This is a genomic window from Mesorhizobium sp. LjNodule214, assembly GCF_964252735.1.
GTDB lineage: Bacteria > Pseudomonadota > Alphaproteobacteria > Rhizobiales > Rhizobiaceae > Mesorhizobium.
Genome location: NZ_CAXUPE020000002.1, coordinates 1,721,370 through 1,746,190 on the forward strand (window position 1 = coordinate 1,721,370; position 24,821 = coordinate 1,746,190).

At 63.4% G+C, this 24,821-nt stretch carries 22 protein-coding genes; 10 read left to right on the forward strand and 12 right to left on the reverse strand.

What is annotated here, in order from left to right:
* Positions 1-55: 55 nt before the first annotated feature.
* The 9 genes from ACSQ3Z_RS22085 to ACSQ3Z_RS22125 all read left to right on the forward strand — a co-directional run bounded on the left by ACSQ3Z_RS22085 (position 56) and on the right by ACSQ3Z_RS22125 (position 10,104).
* Positions 56-1,309, forward strand: a complete 1,254-nt coding sequence (locus tag ACSQ3Z_RS22085; protein ID WP_436173387.1) for an ABC transporter substrate-binding protein — start codon at positions 56-58, stop codon at positions 1,307-1,309.
* 131 nt (positions 1,310-1,440) lie between these two features.
* Positions 1,441-2,400, forward strand: coding sequence for a carbohydrate ABC transporter permease (locus ACSQ3Z_RS22090; protein WP_006199491.1), 960 nt, complete (start codon positions 1,441-1,443; stop codon positions 2,398-2,400).
* On the forward strand, positions 2,397-3,341 hold the full coding sequence (locus ACSQ3Z_RS22095; RefSeq protein ID WP_436173388.1) for a carbohydrate ABC transporter permease: 945 nt from the start codon (positions 2,397-2,399) through the stop codon (positions 3,339-3,341). The genes ACSQ3Z_RS22090 and ACSQ3Z_RS22095 overlap by 4 nt, the downstream gene beginning before the upstream one ends.
* A 4-nt stretch (positions 3,342-3,345) precedes the next feature.
* Positions 3,346-4,461 (forward strand): ABC transporter ATP-binding protein, encoded by a 1,116-nt coding sequence (locus tag ACSQ3Z_RS22100; RefSeq protein ID WP_436173389.1) that lies wholly within the window; start codon positions 3,346-3,348, stop codon positions 4,459-4,461.
* 5 nt (positions 4,462-4,466) lie between these two features.
* Positions 4,467-5,975 (forward strand): GMC oxidoreductase, encoded by a 1,509-nt coding sequence (locus ACSQ3Z_RS22105; RefSeq protein ID WP_436173390.1) that lies wholly within the window; start codon positions 4,467-4,469, stop codon positions 5,973-5,975.
* On the forward strand, positions 5,972-6,733 hold the full coding sequence (locus ACSQ3Z_RS22110) for a 3-ketoacyl-ACP reductase (RefSeq protein ID WP_436173391.1): 762 nt from the start codon (positions 5,972-5,974) through the stop codon (positions 6,731-6,733). Before ACSQ3Z_RS22105 ends, ACSQ3Z_RS22110 begins: the two co-directional genes overlap by 4 nt.
* Positions 6,734-6,745: 12 nt before the next feature.
* Complete coding sequence (locus ACSQ3Z_RS22115) at positions 6,746-8,374, forward strand: GMC family oxidoreductase (RefSeq protein ID WP_436173392.1); 1,629 nt, start codon at positions 6,746-6,748, stop codon at positions 8,372-8,374.
* A 16-nt stretch (positions 8,375-8,390) separates the two neighbouring features.
* A complete protein-coding gene (locus tag ACSQ3Z_RS22120; protein ID WP_436173393.1) occupies positions 8,391-8,699 on the forward strand; it encodes a Dabb family protein in 309 nt (102 codons plus the stop codon).
* Positions 8,700-8,886: 187 nt separating this feature from the next.
* Positions 8,887-10,104, forward strand: coding sequence for an MFS transporter (locus ACSQ3Z_RS22125; RefSeq protein WP_436173394.1), 1,218 nt, complete (start codon positions 8,887-8,889; stop codon positions 10,102-10,104).
* On the opposite strand, the gene ACSQ3Z_RS22130 is transcribed toward ACSQ3Z_RS22125, so the two are convergent.
* The 3 genes from ACSQ3Z_RS22130 to ACSQ3Z_RS22140 all read right to left on the reverse strand — a co-directional run bounded on the left by ACSQ3Z_RS22130 (position 10,101) and on the right by ACSQ3Z_RS22140 (position 13,534).
* Positions 10,101-10,946, reverse strand: a complete 846-nt coding sequence (locus ACSQ3Z_RS22130; protein WP_436173395.1) for an EamA family transporter — start codon at positions 10,944-10,946, stop codon at positions 10,101-10,103. The genes ACSQ3Z_RS22125 and ACSQ3Z_RS22130 overlap by 4 nt on opposite strands.
* Positions 10,947-10,953: 7 nt before the next feature.
* Positions 10,954-11,871: an endonuclease/exonuclease/phosphatase family protein gene (locus tag ACSQ3Z_RS22135; RefSeq protein ID WP_436173396.1), complete on the reverse strand. Its 918-nt coding sequence runs from the start codon at positions 11,869-11,871 to the stop codon at positions 10,954-10,956.
* A 112-nt stretch (positions 11,872-11,983) separates the two neighbouring features.
* Positions 11,984-13,534, reverse strand: a complete 1,551-nt coding sequence (locus ACSQ3Z_RS22140; RefSeq protein WP_436173397.1) for a cation:proton antiporter — start codon at positions 13,532-13,534, stop codon at positions 11,984-11,986.
* Between the two features lie 126 nt (positions 13,535-13,660).
* On the opposite strand from ACSQ3Z_RS22140, the gene ACSQ3Z_RS22145 reads away from it, so the two are divergent.
* Positions 13,661-14,287: a glutathione S-transferase family protein gene (locus ACSQ3Z_RS22145; protein WP_436173398.1), complete on the forward strand. Its 627-nt coding sequence runs from the start codon at positions 13,661-13,663 to the stop codon at positions 14,285-14,287.
* A 12-nt stretch (positions 14,288-14,299) separates the two neighbouring features.
* Here ACSQ3Z_RS22145 and ACSQ3Z_RS22150 read toward each other — a convergent pair whose 3' ends face one another.
* The 9 genes from ACSQ3Z_RS22150 to ACSQ3Z_RS22190 all read right to left on the reverse strand — a co-directional run bounded on the left by ACSQ3Z_RS22150 (position 14,300) and on the right by ACSQ3Z_RS22190 (position 24,817).
* The gene (locus ACSQ3Z_RS22150; protein ID WP_436173399.1) at positions 14,300-15,364 is read right to left on the reverse strand and encodes an ABC transporter ATP-binding protein; all 1,065 of its coding nucleotides are present in this window, start codon (positions 15,362-15,364) and stop codon (positions 14,300-14,302) included.
* 11 nt (positions 15,365-15,375) lie between these two features.
* A complete protein-coding gene (locus tag ACSQ3Z_RS22155; protein ID WP_436173400.1) occupies positions 15,376-16,167 on the reverse strand; it encodes an ABC transporter permease in 792 nt (263 codons plus the stop codon).
* Positions 16,164-17,078 carry an ABC transporter permease gene (locus ACSQ3Z_RS22160; RefSeq protein ID WP_436173401.1) on the reverse strand — a complete coding sequence of 305 codons (915 nt, stop codon included), beginning with the start codon at positions 17,076-17,078 and terminating at the stop codon, positions 16,164-16,166. The genes ACSQ3Z_RS22155 and ACSQ3Z_RS22160 overlap by 4 nt, the downstream gene beginning before the upstream one ends.
* Before the next feature lie 64 nt (positions 17,079-17,142).
* Positions 17,143-18,249: an ABC transporter substrate-binding protein gene (locus ACSQ3Z_RS22165; protein WP_436173402.1), complete on the reverse strand. Its 1,107-nt coding sequence runs from the start codon at positions 18,247-18,249 to the stop codon at positions 17,143-17,145.
* Between the two features lie 243 nt (positions 18,250-18,492).
* Positions 18,493-19,665, reverse strand: a complete 1,173-nt coding sequence (locus ACSQ3Z_RS22170; protein WP_436173403.1) for an iron-containing alcohol dehydrogenase — start codon at positions 19,663-19,665, stop codon at positions 18,493-18,495.
* A gap of 36 nt (positions 19,666-19,701) precedes the next feature.
* Positions 19,702-20,196 (reverse strand): DUF2569 domain-containing protein, encoded by a 495-nt coding sequence (locus tag ACSQ3Z_RS22175; RefSeq protein ID WP_436173404.1) that lies wholly within the window; start codon positions 20,194-20,196, stop codon positions 19,702-19,704.
* A gap of 44 nt (positions 20,197-20,240) precedes the next feature.
* A complete protein-coding gene (locus ACSQ3Z_RS22180) occupies positions 20,241-21,629 on the reverse strand; it encodes an aldehyde dehydrogenase family protein (RefSeq protein WP_436173405.1) in 1,389 nt (462 codons plus the stop codon).
* A 168-nt stretch (positions 21,630-21,797) separates the two neighbouring features.
* Positions 21,798-23,168 (reverse strand): glutamine synthetase family protein, encoded by a 1,371-nt coding sequence (locus ACSQ3Z_RS22185; RefSeq protein ID WP_006206238.1) that lies wholly within the window; start codon positions 23,166-23,168, stop codon positions 21,798-21,800.
* An 86-nt stretch (positions 23,169-23,254) separates the two neighbouring features.
* Positions 23,255-24,817: an amino acid permease gene (locus ACSQ3Z_RS22190; RefSeq protein WP_436173406.1), complete on the reverse strand. Its 1,563-nt coding sequence runs from the start codon at positions 24,815-24,817 to the stop codon at positions 23,255-23,257.
* Between the last annotated feature and the right edge of the window lie 4 nt (positions 24,818-24,821).

Sequence of the window (24,821 nt, forward strand, 5' to 3'; positions counted from 1 at the left end):
GGGAGACCCCGGCGGACATCCGCCGGTTATGTGTATGCAACAAGGGAGGAAGTACATGTTGCGCAAACTGCTTATCGGAACGGCTCTTGCGTCGAGCTTTGTGTTCTCGGCGCATGCCGAGGACGTCAAGGAAGTGCAGATGCTGCATTGGTGGACGTCGGGCGGCGAAGCGGCTGCTCTGAACGTCCTCAAGGAGGATCTGTCCAAGGAAGGCTTTGCTTGGAAGGACGTGCCGGTGGCCGGTGGTGGCGGCGACGCTGCCATGACCGCGCTGAAGGCGATGGTCGCGGCCGGCAATTACCCGACCGCCTCGCAGATGCTCGGCTACACCGTGCTCGACTATGCTGCCGCCGGCGTCATGGGCGACCTCACCGAGACCGCGAAGAAGGAAGGTTGGGACAAGTCGGTTCCGGCCGCCCTGCAGAAATTCTCGGTCTATGATGGCAAGTGGGTCGCGGCTCCGGTCAACGTCCATTCGGTCAACTGGCTGTGGATCAACAAGGCGGTGATGGACAAGATCGGCGGCACCGAGCCGAAGACCTTCGACGACTTCGTGGCATTGCTCGACAAGGCCAAGGCGGCGGGCGTCATCCCGCTCGCGCTCGGAGGCCAGAACTGGCAGGAAGCCACCATGTTCGACTCAGTCGTGCTGTCGACCGGCGGACCTGAGTTCTACAAGAAAGCCTTCAACGATCTCGACGAAGAATCGCTGAAGTCCGACACGATGAAGAAGTCGTTCGACAACCTCGCCAAGCTGGTCACCTTTGTCGACCCGAACTTCTCGGGCCGTGACTGGAACCTCGCCACCGCCATGGTCATCAAGGGCGATGCGCTGGTTCAGGTCATGGGCGACTGGGCCAAGGGCGAGTTCAACGCTGCCAAAAAGACTCCGGGCACCGACTTCCTGTGCTATCGCTTCCCGGGCACCGACGGCAGCGTGATCTACAACTCCGACATGTTCGGCATGTTCAACGTTCCGGACGACCGCAAGGCCGCCCAGGTCGCGCTGGCCACCGCCACGCTGTCGAAGAGCTTCCAGTCGGCCTTCAACGTCGTCAAGGGTTCGGTCCCGGCCCGTACCGACGTGCCTGACACCGACTTCGACGCTTGCGGCAAGAAGGGCATGGCCGACCTGAAGGCTGCCAATGACGGCGGCACGCTGTTCGGCTCGCTGGCCCAGGGCTATGGCGCACCGCCGGCCGTCGCCAATGCCTACAAGGACGTCGTTTCGAAGTTCGTCCACGGTCAGATCAAGACCTCGGACGAGGCCGTGACCGAGCTGGTCAAGGCGATCGACGACGCCAAGTAAGGCATTTGCCACTTGAAAGGACCTTCCCCGCGCAAGCGGGGAAGGTCCCCTTGATGCAGGGTCTGAGGCTGCTTTGATCGGTGCGTTTGGGCGCCGGCGAGCCTCCGCACGAACCGGTACTGGATGAGCCAATGAGCACGGTTGCCGAAACCAAGATCAAGCTGACGCCGGAGCACAATGCGCGCCCCAGCGCCTCCGTCCGCTCGCGGCTGCAGGACGCGCTGCCGAAGATCGTGCTCGCGCCGAGCTTTGCCGCCACTGTCATCTTCGTCTACGGCTTCATCCTGTGGACGATCTATCTGTCCTTCACCAATTCCAAGACCTTCCCGTCCTACGCCATCACCGGGCCGCGCGCCTATCAGCGGCTGTGGCGCTGGACCTTCGAAAGCGACCCGCCGTCGAGCTGGTACACTTCGATCACCAATATGGGCATTTTCGGCTTTCTCTACATCTTCATCTGCCTGGCGCTCGGCTTGTTCCTGGCCATCCTGCTCGACCAGAAGATACGCGGCGAAGGCGTCTTGCGGCCGATCTATCTTTACCCAATGGCGCTGTCCTTCATCGTCACCGGCGTCGCCTGGAAATGGTTCCTCGATCCCGGCCTTGGCCTCGAGCAGACGCTGCACCAGTGGGGCTGGACGAGCTTCCATTTCGACTGGATCAAGAACAAGGATTTCGTCATCTACACGGTGGTCATCGCCGGCGTCTGGCAGGCTTCCGGCTTCATCATGGCAATGTTCCTGGCCGGCCTGCGCGGCATCGACGGCGAGATCATGAAGGCGGCGCAGATCGACGGCGCCACCACCTTCCAGCTCTATCGCCGCATCGTCATTCCGCTTCTGCGGCCGGTGTTCCTCTCGGCCTTCATCGTGCTCGCGCACCTCGCCATCAAGTCCTACGATTTGGTCGTCGCGCTGACCAGCGGCGGGCCGGGCGGCTCGGCCTGGCTGCCGTCGAACTTCATGTATGAGTTCACCTTCAAGCGCAACGAGATGGCGGTCGGCTCGGCCAGCGCCGTGATCATGCTGATGACCATCACCGCGATCATCGTGCCCTATCTCTATTCCGAGCTCAGGGAGAGACCGCGATGAGCGCCGTCACCTCACCTGCCCGCGAGGCCAGCACCGGCATCAGCGCCAGGACCGTCAACCGCACCGTCATCTACGGGCTGCTGGCGCTGTTCGCGCTGTTCTACCTGATGCCGCTTTTCGTCATGCTGGTCACCTCGTTCAAGACCATGGACGAGATCCAGAACGGCAACATGCTGGCGCTGCCGCAATCGCCGACCCTCGAACCGTGGTTCAAGGCCTGGGGTGAGACCTGCGTCGGCCTGACCTGCGCCGGCATCAAGGGTTACTTCTGGAACTCCATCAAGATGGTGGTTCCGGCGGTGCTGATCTCGACTCTGCTTGGCGCCCTCAACGGCTATGTGCTGACCAAATGGCGCTTCCGCGGCCACACGCTGGTCTTCGGGCTGATGCTGTTTGCCTGCTTCATCCCGTTCCAGTCGGTGCTGTTGCCGATGGCGACGATCCTGGGCAGCCTCGGCCGTTTCGGCGTGACGCTGCAGAATTCGACCGGGTTCTCGTTCGGGCTCGGCAACCCGACGGTCAATCTCGTCTTCGTCCACGTCGTCTACGGTCTCGGTTTCACCACGCTGTTCTTCCGCAACTACTACGAGGCCTTCCCGACCGAACTGATCAAGGCGGCGCAGGTCGACGGCGCCTCCTTCTTCCAGATCTTCCGGCGCATCATGCTGCCGAACTCGATGCCGATCTTCGTCGTTACCGTCATCTATCAGTTCACCAACATCTGGAACGACTTCCTGTTCGCCTCGGCTTACGCCGGCACCGGTGACGCAATGCCGATGACGGTGGCGCTGAACAACGTCGTCAACACCTCGACCGGCGTCGTCGAATACAATGTCAACATGGCGGCGGCGATGATCGCCGCCCTTCCCACCCTGCTCGTCTACGTCGTCGCCGGCCGCTATTTCGTGCGCGGGCTGATGGCCGGCGCGGTCAAAGGATAATCTGATGGCTTTTCTGGAAATTGATGGGCTGAGGAAGCGTTTCGGGACGGTCGAGATCCTGAAGGGCATCAATGTCGAGCTCGAAAAGGGCGGCTTCCTGGTGCTGGTCGGCCCGTCCGGCTGCGGCAAGTCCACGCTGCTCAACACCATCGCCGGGCTGGAAAACATTACCGAGGGCGAGATCCGCGTCGACGGCCGGGCGATCAACGATCTCCACCCGTCCAAGCGCGACATCGCCATGGTGTTCCAGAGCTATGCGCTCTATCCGAACATGACGGTGGCAGGGAACATCTCCTTCGGCATGGAGATGCGCGGCGTGCCGGCCGATGAACGCCAGAAGGCGATCGACAAGGTGGCCAAGGTGCTGCAGATCGGCCACCTGTTGCAGCGCAAGCCGAGCCAGCTTTCCGGCGGCCAGCGCCAACGCGTCGCCATGGGCCGGGCGCTGGTGCGCGACCCGAAACTGTTCCTGTTCGACGAGCCGCTCTCCAACCTCGACGCCAAGCTGCGCGTCGACATGCGCATCGAGATCAAGCGCCTGCACGCCACCACCGGCACGACGATCGTCTACGTCACCCACGACCAGATCGAGGCGATGACGCTGGCCACCAAGATCGCCGTGATGCGCGACGGCGAGGTGCAGCAGTTCGGCACGCCGGCCGAGATCTACAACAACCCGACCAACATCTTCGTCGCCGACTTCATGGGTTCGCCGGCCATGAACCTGGTCCCGGCGACGATCGGCGGCAATGGCTCTGCCTTGTCGGTGGTGCTGCAGCGCGACGGGCGTGAGCCGATCTCCCTGCCGATGGCCGGTGCGCCGGCTGGCCTGTCGGCGTTCAAGGACAAGCCGATCATCTTCGGCGTTCGCCCGGAAGCGCTGACCGATCCGGAAGGCGCCGAGCGCAATGCCTCGAACATCGCCACCGCCGATTGCCATATCGAGGTGATCGAGCCGGCCGGCTCCGATACCTTCGCCGTCACCAATCTGGGCGGCAAGGCCGTGGTGGCGCGGCTACGCGCCGATGCCAAGATCCAGCCGGGCACGGTGACGCCCCTCGCCTTCAACCTGACCAAGGCAGTGTTCTTCGATCCGGCGACCGAGAAGCGCATTCTCTGACGGCCATGACAAACCCCGATATCGTCATCATCGGCTCCGGCATCGGCGGCGCCACGATCGCCTCCGGCCTTGCCGGCAGCGGCGCATCGATCCTGATGCTGGAGCGCGGCGAGAAACTCCCGGCGACGCCCGAGACGCGCGACACCCGCGCCATCTTCGTCAACGGTCATTACCGGCCGAAGGAGATGTGGCGCGAGGCCGGCGGTGCAGCCTTCAATCCGGGCAACTACTACTATGTTGGCGGCAATTCGAAATTTTACGGCGCGGTGCTGATCCGCTACCGCAAGGAAGATTTTTCGGCCATGGAGCATTTCGGCGGCGTCTCGCCCGCCTGGCCGTTTTCCTACGAGGAATTCGAGCCCTGGTATTCGAAAGCCGAACAGCTGTTTCGCGTGCGCGGGACGCTGGGCGAGGATCCGACCGAGCCCTTCCACTCGATCCCTTACGCCTTCAAGCCTGTGCCCGACGAGGCGCCGATCGCCCGCGCCCGCGCCGAACTGAAAGGCCTCGGCCTGCATCCCGCCTCGCTGCCGCTCGGCGTCGACATCGACACCTGGCTGAAGGACGGCAAGACGGGCTGGGACGCCTTTCCCAATACCGGCCAGGGCAAGATCGATGCGCAGTCCGGCCCGCTGACGGCGGCGCTGACGGACACCAACGTCCGGCTCGAGACCGGCGCTTACGTCGAATATCTCGAAGCCTCGGCTGATGGCAAAACCATCGCCGCTGTCCACTACCGCCAGAACGGTTCGCAGAAGAAAGTTTCGCCGAAGCTGGTCATCCTGTCGGCCGGCGCGGTCAATTCCGCCGTCACCCTGCTGCGCTCGCCCAATGGCAAGGGAGGCGGCAAGGGTCTCGCGAACTCTTCCGACCAGGTCGGCCGCAATTTCATGAACCACAATTCGAGCGCCATGCTGGCGATCGATCCGCGCCGCCGGAATACATCCGTCTACCAAAAGACGCTGATGCTGAACGACTACTATCTGTCCGACGGCAAGGGCGGCAAGCCGCTCGGCAACGTCCAGCTTCTCGGCAAGATCGACGGCAACATGCTCAGGGCGAACGTGAAACTGGCGCCGAAATTCGCGCTGGACTTCATGGCCGGCCACGCCGTCGACTGGTATCTGATGTGCGAGGACCTGCCCGATCCCGAAAGCCGCATCATGGTCGACGGCAAGGACATCGTCATGCAGTGGCGGCGCTCCAACATGCAGTCGCTGGAAGGCCTGACCAAGGTGATGCGCGAGAATTTCCGCGCCTGCGGCTATCCGATCATCCTGTCTCGTCCCTTCGACAAGCGCACCCCGTCGCATCAATGCGGCACCGTGAAGATGGGCAACGATCCCGCGACATCGCCGCTCGATCCGTTCTGCCGCGCCTTCGACCACCGGAATCTGTTCGTCGTCGACGCCGGCTTCCTGCCCAACTCGGCGGCCGTCAACCCGGCGCTGTCGATCGCCGCGCAGGCGCTGCGCGTCGCCGACCATATCCGCAAGACGGATCTCGCCGCATGACCCGCCCGGCGGCCATCGTCACCGGCGGCGCGCGCGGCATTGGGCTGGCCTGCGCCGAAGCGCTTGCCGATGCCGGTTTCGACATCCTCGTCGCCGACCTCGCCGAAGAGGCCGACGAAGGGCTTACCGCCAACATCGCCGCGCGTGGCGCGAAGTTCGCCTATGTCCGCTGCGACATCGCCGACCTTTTTGCTCACGCCACGGTCGTCGATGCTGCGAAGCGCGCCTTCGGCCGCATCGACTGCCTGGTCAACAATGCCGGTATCGGCGCCGTGGTGCGCGGCGACCTGCTGGAGTTGAAGCCGGAGAATTTCGACCGCGTGCTCGGCATCAATCTGCGCGGCACCGTCTTCCTCAGCCAGGCCGTTGGCAAGGCGATGCTGGCGGCACCTGGCGACCATCCGAAATCGATCATCACCATCACCTCGGTCAGCGCCGAGATGGCCTCGCCGGAACGTTCCGACTACTGCATCTCCAAAGCTGGGCTTTCCATGTGGGTGAAGAATCTGGCGCTGCGGCTCGCTGCCGAAAACATCGGCGTGTTCGAGCTGCGTCCCGGCATCATCCGTACCGACATGACAGCAGGCGTCGCCGCCAAATACGACAAGCTAATCGACGGCGGGCTGGTGCCGGCAAAACGCTGGGGCGAGGTAGGTGACATCGGCGCCGTGGTGGCCGCCCTTGCCGGCGGCAGGCTCGGCTTTTCCACCGGCTCGATCATCAATGTCGACGGCGCGCTGTCGGTGCCGAGGCTCTGAACGGATGAGACCATGACCGACTACATCATCGTTGGCGCCGGCCCGGCCGGTTGCGTTCTGGCCAACCGGCTGAGCGAGGATCCGGCGAATTCGGTTCTGCTGCTGGAAGCCGGTGGCAAGGACTGGCATCCGCTGATCCACATGCCGGCGGGCTTCGCCAAGATGACCAAGGGCATCGCCTCCTGGGGCTGGTCGACCGTGCCGCAGAGAAACATGAAGGACCGTGTCTTCTGGTACACGCAGGCCAAGGTGGTGGGCGGCGGCTCCTCCATCAACGCCCAGATCTACACGCGCGGCAACGCCCGCGACTATGACGCCTGGGAGAAGGAAGAAGGCCTTGCCGGTTGGGGCTATCGCGATGTGCTGCCCTATTTCAAGCGGGCCGAGAACAACCAGCGCTATGCCAACGACTTTCATGGCGACCAGGGCCCGCTCGGCGTGTCCAACCCGATTTCGCCGCTGCCGATCTGCGAGGCCTATTTCCGCGCCGGCCAAGAGATGGGCATCCCCTTCAATCCGGACTTCAACGGCACCAGCCAGGAAGGCGTCGGCTACTACCAGCTGACCCAGAAGGATGCGCGGCGCTCATCCGCCTCGGTCGCCTATCTGAAGCCGATCCGCGCACGCAAGAACCTGACGGTCAGGACCGATGTGCTGGTGACGCGCATCGTCGTCGAGAAGGGCCGTGCCATCGGCGTCGAGATCGTCGACAAGCCCGGCGGCGAGAAGACAATCCTGCGCGCCGAGCGCGAGGTGGTCGTCTCCTCCGGTGCCATCGGCTCGCCGAAGCTGCTGATGCAGTCGGGCATCGGGCCGGCCGATCACCTGAAGTCGGTCGGCGTGACGCCGGTGCATGATTTGCCTGGCGTCGGCTCCAACATGCAGGACCACCTCGACCTGTTCGTCATCGCCGAATGCACCGGCGACCACACCTACGACAACTACGCCAAGCTGCACCGTACGATGTGGGCCGGGCTGCAGTATCTTCTGCTGAAGAAAGGCCCGGTGGCCTCCAGCCTGTTCGAGACCGGCGGCTTCTGGTACGCCGACCCGACCGCCGCCTCGCCCGACATCCAGTTCCATCTCGGCCTCGGCTCCGGCATCGAGGCCGGCGTGGAGAAGCTCAGGAATCCCGGCGTGACGCTGAACTCGGCCTTCCTGCGCCCGCGCTCGCGCGGCACGGTGCGGCTGAAGAGCGCCGACCCGGCCGATCATCCGCTGATCGACCCGAACTACTGGTCCGATCCCTACGACCGCGACATGTCGATCAGGGGCCTGAGGCTGGCGCGCGAGATCATGCGGCAGAAGGCTCTTCAACCTTACGTGCTGCGCGAGGTGCTGCCCGGCCCTACCCTGCAAAGCGACGACGATCTGTTCGACTATGCCTGCCGCAGCTCCAAGACCGATCATCATCCGGTCGGCACCTGCCGGATGGGCCATGACGAGATGGCCGTGGTGACACCCGACCTCAGGCTGCGCGGCATCGACGGCTTGCGCGTCTGCGATGCGTCGGTGATGCCGCGCGTGCCCTCCTCCAACACCAATGCGCCGACGATCATGATTGGCGAAAAGGGCGCCGACCTGATCCTTGGCCGCGAGCCGCTGCCGCCGGCTGTTTTCTCTGGAAACCGCGCGGCATGATCGGAGGGACAAAAGAATGATCAGGCACTGTGTCTTCGTCAAATTCCGCAGCGATGTCGCCGACGCCGAGCGCGCGGCGATCCACGCCGATCTCGAAGCGCTGCGCTGGGCGATCGATGGCATGGACGTGGTAAAATTCAGCGCCAATGTCAGCCCCGAACCTTTTGCACGCGGCTTCTCGCACGGCTTTACCATCGACTTCCGTGACGCCGCCTGCCGCGACGCCTATCTGGTGCACGATTCGCATCAGCGCGCCGGCGCCCGGCTGGTCGCGGCGCTCGAAGGCGGCACGGATGGCCTGATGGTCTTCGATCTGGAAATCTAGAACCAATTCTCAGGCCGCGTGCCAAACCGGCCGACGGCTGACACCGGTCACCAATGCGGCTCTCGTCGCGCCTTCCTGTCATTCCAGGCGGCGTTCGATCACATGAGCCGCGCGAAAAAGTGACCACCGGCCCTACGCAAACTGGCCGATAGTTCCTCGCATCCGTGAAGATGGAAGGAGGAACAATTTGCCCCTTAACTCGCAGCAGAAGAAAACCGTGCTGGCGTCATTTCTGGGCTGGACCCTCGACGCCTTTGATTTCTTCCTTCTGACATTCCTGCTCACGGATATTGCAACTGAATTCCACGCTGACGTGCCGGCAGTCTCCAAGGCGCTGTTCCTGACACTGGCGACGCGCTTCATCGGCGCATTCTTCTTCGGCATGCTTGCCGATAAATACGGCCGCAAACCCATCCTTATGCTCAACATCGTCAGCTATTCGGTGATCGGCGCATTGGCCGCCTTCTCGCCCAATCTCGGCATCTTCCTGGCGTTGCGCGCCTTGTTCGGCATCGCCATGGGCGGTGAATGGGGGCTGGGCAGCTCGCTCGCCATGGAGTCTATTCCGCCCAGCGCGCGCGGCATGGTCTCGGGGATTTTGCAGTGCGGCTATCCGGCCGGCTACCTGCTGGCGGCGGTGGTCTATGGCCTGCTCTATCAGCAGACGATCGGTGGCTATACGATCGGCTGGCGGTCCATGTTCCTGCTCAGCTTCCTGCCGGCGCTGATCGTCCTGTTCATCCGTTCCCACGTGCCGGAATCGCCGGCCTTCGTCGACGCGCAGAAAACGGCCAGGCCGGGGCTTCTCGAAACGCTGCAGAAGCACTGGGGCGTCGCCCTCTATGCGGTTGTGCTGATGATGTTCTTCAACTTCTTCAGCCACGGCACGCAGGATCTCTACCCGACCTTCCTGAAGAAGCAGCACGGCTTCGACCCGCATACGGTGAGCTGGATCACTATCGTCGCCAATATCGGCGCCATCGTCGGCGGCCTGGCGTTCGGCGCGCTGTCCGAGAAGATCGGCCGCGTCAACGCGATCACCCTGGCGTGCCTGATCGCCTTGCCGTCGATTCCGCTGTGGGCCTACAGCACCACGCCCTTCATGCTGGCCATCGGCGCCTTCGTCATGCAGGTCGCGGTCCAGGGCGCCTGGGGCGTCATCCCGGTGCACCTCAACGAGCTTTCGCCCGGCGCCGTGCGGGCGACCTTGCCCGGCTTCATCTACCAGGCCGGCAATCTCGCGGCGTCCTATGGCGGTCCTTACCAGGCGGGCATCGCTGAGGCTCCGGGCGGCAGCTACGGCTATGCGCTGGCGCTTTTCGCGGGCGTGGTCGCGGTGTGCATCATCGTCGCCATCCGCTTCAGCCCGGAGCGGCGTGGGCAGGTGATGACGGTGCTCGGCTAACCAAGCCTGAGCGCGACGACGCCGGCGACGATGCTGAGCGCGGCGGCACCGCGCCAGCCCGTCATCTTCTCGCCCAGCGCGAAGACCGAGATCAGCATCGCGAACAGGATCGATGTCTCGCGCAGCGAGGCCACCGAGGCGATGGGCGCCTTGGTCATCGCCCACATGACGATCCAGTAGGCGGCACCGCTGAGCACGCCGGTGAACAGCCCCGCCTTCCAATCGCGCGCCAGCACCGGCAGCGCTTGGCGGCCACGAAAGATGAGGCACAGCACCAACGCTCCAAAAGCGTCGCAGATGAACAGCCAGGCGGCATAACTCTGTGCGGTGGCGGCCAGCCGTGCGCCACTGCCGTCCGACAGCGTGTAGCTGGCGATGAAGATCGATGTGCCGAGCGCAAAACCCACCGCGCGCAGATTGAGCCGCTCCAGATGCGCACCGCCGCGAAACGACATCACCAGCGTGCCGGCCGACAACAGCAAGATACCCAGGATAGCAAGCGGCGCCGGCACCTCCTTGACCACCACCATGCCGCCGAGTGCGGCGAGCAGCGGCGCGGTGCCGCGTGCCAGCGGATAGGTCTGGGCGAAATCACCGGCCCTGTAGGCGCCGATGAGGAAGGTCCGGTAGCCCATGTGGAAGATCACCGAGGCGATGATATAGGGCCACACTTCGGCCCTGGGCACCTCGACAAAAGGCAGCACCACCAATGCCGCCGCGCCCATGCCGAGCGTCATCAGCGTGATCGACAGGAAGCGGTCGAGATGCACCTTGACCAGCGCGTTCCAGATCGCGTGCATGGCGGCGGCGGCAAGCACCGCGAAGAAGACGAACAAGGTCATCGCTGCCTCATCCGCCTCCGGCCACAGCAGCGGCGAGCGGCGTCTCGAGGTCGATGTCGACCCGCAGCGGAAAATGGTCGGAGCCGATCTCGCCAATGTCGGCGCTGACTGAACGTACGCGTCCGGCGAACATGCCGCCGACGAAGCAATGATCGAGCCGGCGCTTTGTCACTTTGCCGTCGATTGCCTTCACATGGGTGTGGAAATCCGCCACCGGCTCGGCGGCGAAAGCGGCGGCATCGACGAAGCCGTCGAAATAGGCCGCCCCACGATGGTAGGGCGTGCTGCCGACGATGCGCCGGTGTTCGGCGCTCCCGGGCTCCATGTTGAAATCGCCCAGCCAGATTGCCGCCTGCGGGTTCTCCGGCTCGGGCTCGCCATTGCTCCAGTTGCGATCAGGCTCATCGTCGGCGCCGCTCCACGGGCCGCCATCGGACGGCGCCCGGCGATGTTCGGCCAGCAGATAGTCGATCTGCTCCAGCCGCTCCTCGGCGGCGATATGGGCAAGATGCAGCGACAGCACCCGCATCGGACCGGCGGGGGTGCGGATCATGCATTCGAGCGCCGCATTGCGGGTGTTGAGCGGCCGCAGCGTGCGGCGCATCGGCAGCGCATGCAGGCGCGACCAGACGATCGGCAGCTTCGACAGCAGCATGGTGCCGAACTGCCTGCGACGGTTGACGATCCGGCCATCGCGTTCCTGGCTGGCATCCATGTCGAAGGCCGGGCCATAGACCCAGTGATAGTCGGGCAACAACCGGGACAGGATTTCCGGCTGGTCGTTCTCGTTGGTGCGCTGCCAGTGCCGCTCCACCTCCTGCAAGGCGATGATGTCGGCGCCGGCTACCACCTTGGCACAGCGCGCGAGGTCATAGCGGCCATCGCCGCCGAAGCCGTACTGGATGTTGTAGCTGACGAGCTTCATTGCTTATCCGGCTCAGTTTCGTGATGGCAGTAGCGGTTCGGCGAAAGCCTTGCAATGGACCGCACCGACGCCGGGGCTAGGCCAGATGTGTGCAGCGCTCTGCTTGCCCCACCTACGTTGTCAGCGGCTGGAACCGCCCAGCCGGTGAGGCCGCCAGTTCCGACCAGTCGATCTCCTCTTCCAGACGGTGATAGGCCTCGTCGCCGATCGTACCGTCGCGGCGCAGTTCCTCCAGCGCGTCGCGCTGGCTCTTGATGGCATAGAGGCGCAACCGGTCATGCTCGGTCGCCGCCTGCGCATCCTCCGGATTTTCAGCGATCGCGCGCTGGGCGGCATATTGCTCGCGCACCGCGGCCGCGGCGCTCGATGTCTTGCCACTCAATATGTCCAATGCGGCCTGCATGATGGCGACGCGCGCCTGCGCCACCTCGCGATCGACCGTGCTGTCCGGATCGAGGCTGAGCAGGCGCAGCAGCGGCTTCAGGGTCATGCCTTGCAGCACCAGTGTGCCGAGAACGACCGCGAAGGCGGCGAGCACGATTGGATCGCGGCCTGGAAAGTCGGCCGGCAAGGCGAACGCCGCCACCAGCGTCACCAGCCCGCGCATGCCGCACCAGCCGATGAGGAGGCCGCCGCGAACAGTTGGCGCTTCCCTTCGCCGCTCGGCACTGCCGAAGCGGGCAAGCCATCTAATGATCACACCGTAGCTCATTACCCAGACGAGGCGCGACACGATGACGACGGCCAGCACCGCTGCGGCGAAGACGAATGCTTGGCCCTGCCCTTCCCCGGCCAACCGGCTGACGATCGACCGGGCCTGCAGGCCCATCAGCACGAAGGCCAGCACGTTGAGCACGAAGACCGCCGACTCCCAGACCGAATAGGTACTGACGCGCCTCCTCGCCGACATCAGGCGCGGCGCGGTGCGCGCGATGGTCATGGCGTAGACGACGATGGTGATGATGGCCGAAAGGCCCAGCCTGTCGGCCAGGATCCAGACCCCGAACGTTCCGGCGAATTGCACCACCGTGCTGCTCGCCGCATCCTCGATGCGGGTGAGCGTCAGCAGCGAGAAGCGGCCGAGCAGATAACCCGCGACAAGGCTGCCGATCGTTGACAGCAGGATCGTCGGAATGGCGTTGCTCAGCATGATCGAGCCGAGCGCCGCCGATACCGCCAGCCGATAGATCAGCAGCGCGGTGGCATCGTTGAGCAGGCTCTCGCCCTGCAGGATGGCCGTGATGCGGTGCGGCACCTTGAATTGCCCGAGCACGGCGCTCGCCGCCACCGCGTCCGGCGGTGCGACGATGGCGCCGAGCGCTATCGCCGCGGCTATCGGCAGCCCTGCCATTTTCCAGCCGACGAAAGCAACGATTGCGGTTGTGAAGATGACGGCGCCGAGCGCCAGAGCCACGAGCGGCAGCCGGTAGCGGTTGAGATCGCGCAGCGACGTGTCATAGGCCGCGTCGAGCAGCACCGGCGCGATGAACAGGGCAAGTGCCAGTTCCGGGTCGATCTCGATCGTTGGCGCGCCGGGCACGAAGGCAATCCCGGCGCCTGCCAGAGCCAGCAGGGATGGATAGGGTATCTCCAGACGCCGCGACACCGCAGTCAGCGCGACGGCGATCAGGAGCAGGACCAGGGTCAGTTCGAAAAGCGCCATATCCTACCGTAGCCACGAACCAGAGTTTGTCGGCAGTAACAAGATGACTAGATGCTGTTGATTGTCCAGCCGGCCTGGCCGGCCTGGCCTATGCGCCGGACGGGTCGCCGGGGTATGGATACGGCCATGATCCTCATCGGCCAGTATGACTCGCCTTTCGTTCGCCGCGTCGGCATCGCGCTGACGCTCTATGGCCTGCCCTTCGAGCATCGGCCATGGTCGGCCTTCGGCGACGTCGACAAGATCCGGCCCTACAACCCACTGACGCGTGTGCCGACGCTGGTGCTGGACGATGGCGAGGTGCTGACGGAAAGCCATTTGATGCTCGATTATCTCGACAGCCTGGTCGCGGTCGAGCGAAGGATGTTCCCGACAAGCGAGCCCGCCCGCCATCAGGCGCTCAGGGTCGCTGCCCTGGCCACCGGGCTCGGCGACAAGAGCGTCAGCCTGTTTTACGAAAAACGCTTGCACGAGAAGGTCTCCGACCTTTGGGTCGGCCGCTGCCGGACGCAGATTGAGAGCGTCCTTGCCGCATTGGAAGCGGACCGCGCCGCGAGGCCCGGGGCCTACTGGTTCTCAGACCGTATCGGCCATGCCGATGTCGCCGTTGCCGCCGTGCTGCGTTTTCTCGGCGAAGCCCATCCGGACCTGGTTCCGCTGGCCGACTTTCCGGCACTGCAGGCTCATGCCGCGCGGATGGAGGCCCTACCCGTCTTCCAGGCGATCTCGCAGCCTTTCATCCCGCCGGCCTGAGGGCCGCAGCGATCAGTGCAGCACCAGCATATCGCTCGACGAGAAGGAAATCTCGGCCTTTTCGCCAACCGCTGGCGGCGGTGTCGCTGGGCTGTTGAATGTATCCAGCGACACCGTATTGCCGCCGATGCCGACGCGGACCCGGATGACCGAGCCGAGGAAGTGCACTTCGGCGATCTCACCCGAAAGGCTGGCATCGCGACCGGGCTGACGTCCGAGCGAGATTGCCTCGGGCCGCAGCGCCAGCGACAGCGTGTCGCCGGACTTGGAACCGTTGAGCTTGCCCTTGAGCGCTACCTCTTGCGAATTGACGCGCACCGTGCCCGAAGCGGCGTCGGTCACCGTGCCTTCGAGCACATTCAGCGTGCCGACGAAATTGGCGACGAATTTGGTTGCCGGCCGGTTGTAGATCTCGAACGGCGTGCCGACCTGCTCGGCCTTGCCGCCATACATGACGGCGATGCGGTCGGAGATCGACAGCGCCTCTTCCTGGTCGTGGGTGACGAAGATGGTGGTGATGCCGAGCTTCTTCTGGATCGAGCGGATTTCCTCGCGCAGCGACACGCGCACTTTGGCGTCCAGCGCCGACAGCGGCTCGTCGAGCAGAAGCAGCTTCGGCTTCGGCGCAATCGCGCGCGCCAAGGCGATACGCTGCTGCTGGCCGCCCGAGAGCTGGTAAGGATAGCGATCGCCCATCTGCGGCAGCTTGATGATGTCGAGCATCTCGGCGACGCGCCTGTCGGCGTCGGCCTTCGGCATGCCGGCGACCTTCAACCCGAAGGCGATGTTCTGCGCTACCGTCAGGTTGGGGAACAGCGCATAGGCCTGAAACACCATGCCGACATTGCGCTGGTTGGGCTTCAGCCTTGTGATGTCCTTGCCGGCGACGACGATCTTGCCGGCCGAAGGCTCCTCGAAGCCGGCGACCATGCGCAGCACCGTCGTCTTGCCGCAGCCCGACGGGCCGAGGAAGGAGACGAACTCGCCAGGCTCCACGTCGAGATTGAAATCCTGCACCACGGTGGTGGCGCCGAAGGATTTTCGTACATGCTGGATGGAGAGGAACGGCTCGGCCATGGCTTTGACTTTCAGTTCGGGCGGTTCGCCGATCGCGGCGCGAAGCGCGACAGGATCTGGATCAGGGACATGCAGCCCCAGGTGATGACGAAAGCGATGATGGCGAGCGCCGCCGGCTCATAGGCACGGTTGGCGCCGATGTTCTGCAGATAAGGGCCAAAGGCCGGACGGTTGAGCAGGCTGGCCATGGTGAATTCGCCGATGACGATGGCGAAGGTCAGGAAAGCGCCGGACAGCACCGCGATCAGCACATTGGGCAGGATGACGCGGGTGATGATCGTCCCCCAGCCGGCGCCCAGGATCTGCGCCGCTTCGGTCAGCGTTCGCACATCGATTGTGCGAAGGCCGGTGTCGACGGCACGGTACATGTAGGGCAGCGCCAGCGTCGCATAGCCGATGACCAGCAAGGCATTTGTGCCGGTATCGGTGGCCAGGAACGGCAGCGGCGAATTCGAGCCGTACATTCTGATGTAGCCGAAGACGATGACAATGGCCGGAATGACCAGCGGCAACAGCGTGATGAACTCGACGATTGGTCTCAGCTGCGGCAGGCGCAGCCGGATCCAGTAGGCGGCGGGCACCACGATCAGCACGCCGAGAATGATGGTGAAGATGGCGGCGATCACCGAATACATGAAGGTCGCCTGGAAGCGCTCGTCGCCCAGCACGATCTGGTAGGCATCGAAGGAATAAACGCCGCGCCGCATGCGCATGGAGAATTCCACGGTCGCAATCAGCGGAATGAAGAAATAAGCCGCGCCGAGGATGAAGACGACCCAGGCCCAGAATCTGCCACCCTTCATTTGAGCCACCTCTCGGAACGGGTCCGGAACCAGATGTAGAAGACGTTGGCGAGGCCAGTGATGACGATCATGCCGAAGGCGATCGCATAGCCGAGATGGGCGTTGTGCAGCACATCGCCGCGGATCTGCGCATAGAGCAGTATCGGCACGATGTTGAGCGACGAGCCGGTCAGTGCATAGGCGGTGGCGATAGCGCCGAAGGCGTTGGCGAACAGCAGGATGACGGTGCCGAGAAAACTCGGCCAGATCACCGGTATGACCACCATGCGCCAGTATTGCGCGGTGGTCGCGCCGAGCGTGGCGGCGGCCTCGCCCCATTCCTTCTTCAGCCCATCGATCGCCGGCGTGATGATGACCACCATCAGCGGGATCTGGAAATAGACATAGGTCAGCGTCAGGCCCCAGAACGACAGGATGTTGAAGCCATGCGCGTAGATGTTGAGACCGAACACGGTATTCAGGATCACTGTCGCAAGGCCGAGGCGGCCGAGCGTGGCGAGGAAGGCGAAGGCCAGCGGCACGCCCGCGAAATTGGACGCTACGCCGGAAAAGGTCAGTGTCGCCGAACGTATCCAGTTCGGCAGGCCGCCGCGCACGATGGCAATGGCGATCGCCAGACCGGCGAAGGCACCGATCAGCGCCGAGGCAAGGCTGACCTTGATCGAGATCCAGTAGGCGGCAACGATGGACGGTTGCGCCAATGCCACGATGTTCTCGAAGGTGAATTCGCCGGCATCGTTCTGGAATGCGCCCAGCATCAGATAGAGCGTGGGCAGGATCAGGAACATGATGGCGAAGATGAAGAACGGCGCCACGCCGAGCCATTGCGTCGGCAGCCTGAGGCTGCGTGCTTCGGCGGGAGGCGCAGCCTTCCCCGCAATGGTCTGATTGGAAAGCGAGAGATCGGTCATGCGCCGGCTACCGTCTTCGAGTAAAGGCCGGGCGGCCTCGCGACCGCCCGGTGGATTTCAAGTCCTACTTGACGCTGGCGCCGACCACGGCATCCCAGTTCTTGGTGATGGCTTCCTTGGCCTTACCCTGCTCATCGAGCGTCGGGAACACTGCGGCCGCATAGGACTCGGCCGGCGGCATCTTCGCCATCACGTCCGCCGGGAGCTTGCCGTTCTTGGCAAGGTCATTGAAGCGGATCGGGTGGCAATAGCCCTTCAGCCAGCCGATCTGGCCTTCGTCGGAATAGAGATATTCCATCCAGAGCTTGGCTGCATTCGGATGCGGCGCAAAGGCGCTGATTGCCTGCACGTAGACACCGGCGACGACGCCGGTCTTCGGCACGACGACGTCGACCGGCGGGTTGCCCTTCAGCGTGTCACGGCCGGAAAGCGCGTTGTAGTCCCAGGTGATCAGGATCGGCGTCTGGCCCTGGGCGAGCGTTGCGGCCTTGCCGATAACTGGCACGAAATTGCCGGCGGCATTGAGCTTCTTGAAGAAGTCGAGACCGGCGGTGCCGGCGGCTTCGCCAGCGGCGGCGCCCGTCGACAGTCCGGCGGCATAGACGCCCTGGATGGCCTGGTTCGAAGCGCGCGGATCACCGGCGAGGGCCACCGAGTTGGCAAATTCCGGCTTCAGCAGATCGGCCCAGTCGGCCGGAGCTTCCTTGACCAGGTCCTTGTTCACTTCGAAGGCGAGCACGCCGTAATAGTCGCCGGTCCAATAGCCTTCGGCATCCTTGGCGCTGTCCGGGATCGAGTCCCAGGTCGACACCTTGTAGGGCTGGATCAGGCCATCGGCCTTGGCCGAAGGGCCGAAGGACAGGCCGACGTCGATCACGTCGGGCGCCTGCGGGCCCTTGTTGTCCTTGTTCGCCTTGATCGCCTCGATCTCGTCGCCGGAACCGGCATCGGGGTTGAGTTCGTTGATCTTGATTTCGGGATATTTCGCCTTGAAGCCGTCGATGACGGCGCCATAGCCGCACCAGTCATGCGGCAGCGCGATGGTGGTGAGCTGGCCCTCGGCCTTGGCGGCCTTGACGAGATCGTCCATCGAATCCGCGGACGAAATCACCGTCGACGCGAAAAGCGCCGCGGCCGAAAGGGAAAGCACTTTCCCCGTGAATTTGAACATGTGTTCTCTCCGTTGAACTGACGCCGTTGGACGCCTGCGATGCGGTATCGTTTTCGTGTGACAGCCAGATGAAAGCTTTGTGAAACCGGCACCCCGCAGTGCGAAAAAGTAAACTCTTTTTGACCGGCTGTAGCAATCGCTCCGCGATTATTTTTCCGGCTAACTAGTTTCTGCCCTGCCTGCAGCCCTTTCCCCTTTCCTTTCCCCTCGTTTTCCAGATCACTTCCGGCACGAAAATCCGCATCATACCGTGCCGGCGATGGCGTTTTCGAGCAGCGCCAGCGCAGCCTTCTTGGTCAGCTTGACCGGGTTGCCGCCGGCGGTCGGATCGACCACCGCCATATCGGCGATCAGCCCCTTGCGCTTCTTGTCCATGTCGAGCCCCTTGATCAGGCCCGGCAGCGCATGCGGCACCTTGAGCTCCTTGCGCAGCTTGATGATCGCCTTGGCGAAACCATCGAAGCCGCCCTTGATGCCGCAATAGGCTGCGAGCCGGCCGATGCGCTCATCGATGGCGTCACGGTTGAAGGCGAGCACATAGGGCATGAACACGGCGTTGGTCATGCCGTGATGAGTGTCGTAAAGCGCGCCGATCGGATGCGACAGCGAGTGGATGGCCCCCAACCCCTTCTGGAAGGCGGCCGCACCCATCGCGGCGGCGCTCATCATGTGGGCGCGGGCGACGATATCCTTGCCGTTGGCAAAGGCCTTCGGCAGGTTCTCGAACACCAGCCTTATGCCTTCCACCGCGATGCCGTCGGCCATCGGGTGATAACCCGGCGCGCAATAGGCCTCGAGGCAGTGGGCCAGCGCATCCATGCCGGTGCCGGCGGTGATGAAGCCCGGCATGCCGACCGACAGTTCCGGATCGGCAATGACGATTGCCGGCAAAAGTTTCGGATGGAAGATGACCTTCTTGGTGTGCGTCGCCTCATTGGTGATGACGCCGGCACGACCGACTTCGGAACCCGTACCGGCAGTGGTCGGCACGGCGATGATCGGCGCGATCGCATCCGAATTGGCTCTGGTCCACCAGTCGCCGACATCCTCGAAATCCCAGACCGGGCGCGTCTGGCCGGCCTGGAAGGCGATCAGCTTGCCGAGATCGAGCGCCGAGCCGCCGCCGAAGGCGATGACGCCGTCATGCTTGCCCTTCTTGAACACGGCAATGCCGGCGGTCAGGTTCGAATCCACCGGGTTCGGCTTCACCTCGGAAAAAACGCCATAGGGCACTTTGGCGTCGTCGAGGATCTTCAGCGTCGAGGCGACGACCGGCAGCTTGGCCAGCCCCGGATCGGTGACGAAGAGCGGCCGCTTGATGCCGGTTGCCGCGAGCACATCTGGCAGTTCCTTGATGCGCCCGGCGCCGAAGCGGACGGTAGTGGGGTAGTTCCATTTGGAGATGAGCTTGGACATTTCGACCTTCTTAACTGCTTTGGATTCTCGTATGCCTTAATTGACAAAGGTGTTGGCCACACGCTCGGACCGCATCATGTATGGGATCCAGATCACCGCGCCCCAGATCGACCGGGAAATCGTCCGCATCGTTTCCCGGTCGAATGCGTCCTCAAGCGTAGGAAAGGTGTCGGGGAAAACCAGGTGCGCGGCCCATGGATCAAGGACCGCGTAGAGCGGCGCCGCAATTGCCCACATCATGTACCAGCCGGGAAATATCTCCCAGCGCTTGAACATGAAGAACAGCAACAGGGCTGGGGCGGTGAAATTCAGAATGCCCCCGATCAACAGTTCGGCGATAAGCAGCGCAGCTTGAGAAAAACTGTAAGCCTGCCAGTTCCTCGCGATGCCAACATAGTCGGCCTCATACATCAGTATCAGTCCCAGGACCGGCGTGAGCATCAGCCCGAGCATCGGCAGGACGAGCCATCCGCCGATACCCTCAGGCCCCTCACGGGCCGGCAAGGCCGTCGATTGCTGCGTCTCCGCCATTGCACCTCCACAAGCGACCGTGTGCTTTCCTGATCGCAGCCGCGTTAAATTGCCTCGCGCAGGTGATAGGACTTCGGCCTCGTCAGATTGTCGTAGCCGATGGCCGACAGCGCTGCGCCCTTGCCGGTGTCCTTGACGCCGGTCCAGACCAGCGCCGGATCGAGATAGTCGCAGCGGTTCATGAACACGGTGCCGGTCTCGACGCGGTCGCCGATCGCCACCGCGTGCTCGATGTCACCGGTCCAGATCGATGCGGTCAGCCCGTAGGGGCTGTCGTTCATCAGCGCGACCGCCTCCTCGTCGTTGCGCACCTTCATGATGCCGACGATCGGACCAAAACTTTCCTCGCGCATGACGCTCATCTGGTGGTCGACCCCGGTCAGCACTTCCGGCGCCAGATAGGGCGAGCCGGCTCTGTCGTCGGCGACCTTCATGTTGATGTGCGCGGTGGCGCCCTTGCGCAGCGCCTCGGCCTTCTGTTCGCGGATCAGGTCGGCGAAACGCGCCTGCGCCATCGGCCCCATCGTCGTCGCCTGTTCGAGCGGATTGCCGACGACATAGTTCTTCGTCTCGGCGATGAAGCCTTCGACGAATTCGTCATAGACCTTCTCGTGCACGTAGACGCGCTCGATACCGCAGCAACACTGGCCGGAATTGTAGAAGGCGCCGTCGACCAGGTTGGCCACCGCATGGTCCATCTTGGCATCCGGCAGCACATAGGCCGGGTCCTTGCCGCCGAGCTCGAGGCCGAGCGTCATGAAGGTGCCGGCCGCGGCCTTTTCGATGGCGCGGCCGCCACCGACCGAGCCGGTGAAGTTGACATGGTCGATCTTGCCGGAGCCGAGCAGCTTCTCGGTCTGGGCATGGTTCAGCACGACGTTCTGGAACAGGCCCTTGGGCAGGCCGGCCTTGTCGAAGGCCTGCTGGAAGCGTTCGCCGACCAGTAGCGTCTGCGCCGCATGCTTGAGGATGACCGCGCTTCCCGCCATCAGCGCCGGCACGATGGTGTTGACGGCGGTAAGATAGGGATAGTTCCACGGCGCGATCACCATGACGACGCCGAGCGGCACCTTCTTCACATAGCGGCGAAACCCATCCTTCGGGTTCGAAGCCAGAACCGGCTTCAGCGCCGCTTCGGCGATCTCGACCATGTAGTTGGTGCGGTCCTTGACGCCGCCGAACTCCCCGCCGTAGCGAACCGGGCGCCCCATCTGCCAGGCGATCTCCGGCACGATCTCGTCGCTCATCGCGACCAGCGCTTCCAGCATGGCAAGCATGTACTTGCCGCGCTCGACGATCGGCGTCTCAGCCCATTTTTCCTGCGCCGCCTTGGCGCGCTCGACCGCGGCGTTGATGGCCTGGTCCGTGGCGATCGGACGCTCGGCATAGATCGAGCCATCGACGGGTGATTTGAGTTTGACCGTTTCGGTCATTTTCTAAGTCCTCGCACGTTCTAACAATCGAAATCATATGGCTGGTGTCCGCCTGCCGGCACCTTCCCCCGTAGAGTGACGGGGAGAAGGAAGAAGCTCCGGCGCTGACGCGTCCGCCCGTTGCTCACGGGGTAAGGGTGGGGAGCGGCGCCGGCGATCCCGGCTACCTTAGTACCGCTCGAACCCTCTGTGCAGTTCCCAATCCGTAATGCGGCGGTCGTATTCGAACTGCTCCCACTTCGCGGTGTGGACATAGTGTTCGAGCACGTCCTCGCCGAGCGCCTGTTTCAGCATCTTCGACTTGGCCAGCGTCTCGGTCGCGTCGCGCAGCGTCTTGGGGATCTCCGGCAGGCGCGACGCCTGATAGGCGTCGCCGACGAATGGCTTCTGCAGCTCCAGCTTTTCGTCGATGCCGGCAAGGCCGGCCGCGATAAGTGCCGCGAAGGCGAGATAGGGGTTGAGGTCGGCGCCGCCGATGCGGCATTCCATACGGATGCCCTTGGTGCCCTCGCCGCACAGGCGGAAGCCAGCGGTGCGGTTGTCCTCGCTCCACATGATCTTGGTCGGCGCGAATGTGCCGGCCTGGAAGCGCTTGTAGGAATTGATGTAGGGCGCCAGGAACCAGGTGAATTCCTTGGCGTATTTGAGCTGGCCCGCCGCCCATTGCTGGCCGAGCGTCGACAGCGTCCAATCGGCCTTCTTGTCGAAGAACAGCGGCGTCTTGCCGTCGGCGCTCCACAGCGAATTGTGGATGTGGCTGGAATTGCCGGCGAGCCCATAATTGTACTTGGACATGAAGGAAATCGCCTTGCCTTCGGACTCGGCGATTTCCTTGGCGCCGTTCTTCAGGATGACGTGGCGGTCGGCCATCTCGAGCGCTTCGGCATAGCGCACATTGATCTCTTCCTGGCCCGGTCCCCACTCGCCCTTGGAGTTCTCGATCGGGATGCCAGCCGCATCCATCTCGTTGCGGAGCCGGCGCATGACGCCTTCTTCCTTGGTGGTGATGCCGATCTGGTAGTCGCCGATATAGGGCGATGCGGTGTCGAGGCCCTGCCAGTGCTTCTTGCGGGCGGAATCGTAGGTCTCGTTGAACAGATAGAATTCGAGCTCGGAGGCGAAATAGCCGATATAGCCGCGTTCCTTCAGCCGCTTGACCTGCTTCCTCAGGATGGCGCGCGGCGAATGCGGCAGGTCATCATGGGTATGGTGGTCGAGCACGTCGCAGATGACCAGCGCCGTCTTCTCCAGCCACGGAATGCGCCGCAACGTCGCCAGGTCGGGCTTCATGACGAAGTCGCCATAGCCCTTCGACCAGCTTGCCGCCTTGTAGCCGGGCACCGGCTCCATATCGATGTCAGCGGCCAGCAGATAGTTGCAGCCATGCGTCTCGTCATGGGCGGAATCGACGAAGTATTGCGCCAGGAAACGTTTCCCCGCGAGCCGGCCCTGCAGGTCGACGATGCAGGCAAGCACCGTATCGATCTCGCCGCTGGAGACCGCCTTCTTCAACTGATCGAACGAGAAATTTCCGGCCATTCTTGTGGCACTCCAGCGCTTGTCGATTGAAACGGGTAAACGAAACCATGGCCGGCACGATGCCGGCCATGGTCGAGGTGACGACGTTAGTGGCCGGTCTCGCCGACCGCCTGTTCCGCTGCCTTGATCGCGGCCTGGCGCTTGGCAATCTGGTCGCCGATCGGCGGGCCCTGGAAGCGGCGGTTCTCGAAGCCGAACCAAAGCACGGCGGTCAGCACGATGAAGGCAAGCGTGATGTAGAGCACCTTGTCGTTCGGCGGCTGGATGGCGATGAAGAAGATGATCGCCATGCCGATAACCGACAGGATGCAAAACAGCTTGAACAGCCCGGCGCCGAGGTTCCATGGCCCGGGAGTCGGCCATTTCGCCGTCCCGAAAGCCAGCATGCCAAGCACGATCGGAATGGTGAACGACAGGAACAGGAACACCAGCGTCGAATTGACCACAATGGTGTAGATGTTGGTGCCGCCGATCGAGATGAACTGGGCAAGAAAGACATAGATGATCTCGAGGATCGCTGCAGTCCAGATGGCGTTGACCGGCGTGCGCCAGGTCGGGCTGACCTTGGCGAGCCCGGCCGAGCCGACCGGCATGCCGCCGTCGCGCGAAAAGGCAAACAACATACGCGAGGCCGAAGTCACCGTGGCCAGACCGCAGAGGAACTGCGAGATCAGGATTGCCAGGTAGAGCAGTTGCTTCAGCCAGCCCGGCAGGATTGCATCCATCGTCGAGAAGAACACGCTCCAGCCCTGTTTGGCGCCGGCAGCCAGGTCCGGGATCGCCAGAACGATGGCGCACAGCATTGCCCAGCCGATCAGCGAAGACCAGAGCACGGACGAAACGATCGCCCGTGGCACGGAATGCGCCGCCTTGAGCGTTTCTTCCGAAGTGTGCGCCGACGCGTCATATCCGGTGATGGTGTAGACCGGCAAAAGCAGGCAGAGCAGGAAGAGGTAGGACATGGAGTCGGTTTGCGGGAAGACACCGCCACCCGCGTCACCCGAATAGTTGGTGAACGTCCACAGCCGCGTGACGTCGATCGCCGGCGCAAACACCAGGCAAGCCACGATCAGCACCGCCGTTGCTCCGAGAATCAGGAAGCCGGATGCGTCCGTCAGCATGGCGGTCAGCTTGATGCCGAAATGGTTGAACAGCGCCTGCAGCACGGTGATGAAGGCAACGAATCCGACGATCTCGCCAGCCGTGCCGGTAATGCCGAACGCTCCGCCGAAGGTGCCGACGAAGAAGAAGGCAGTGCCGATGTTGATCGCGCCAAGCACCGTGATCAGGCCGAGTAGGTTGAGCCAGGCGGTGAGCCAGCCGGTGAAGCGGTTGCCGAGGATCGATGCCCAGTGATAGAGGCCGCCGGCAGTCGGGAATGCCGAGGCGATCTGCGCCATGGCGAGGGCAAAAAATCCCGACACGCAGCAGCCGACGATCCAGCCGATGCCGGCGCCCGCGCCGCCGATCGACGAGGTGGCTTGCGCGAAGGAGTTGATGCCGCCCGACAGGATGCAGATGATCGAAAACGAGATGGCGAAATTCGAGAAGCGGCTCATGCTTCGCGACAGTTCCTGGGCATAGCCCATTCCGTGGAGAACCTTCAGGTCCTCCGTCTTGTCGACGTCCGAATAGTCTTGCGATGACATTTTT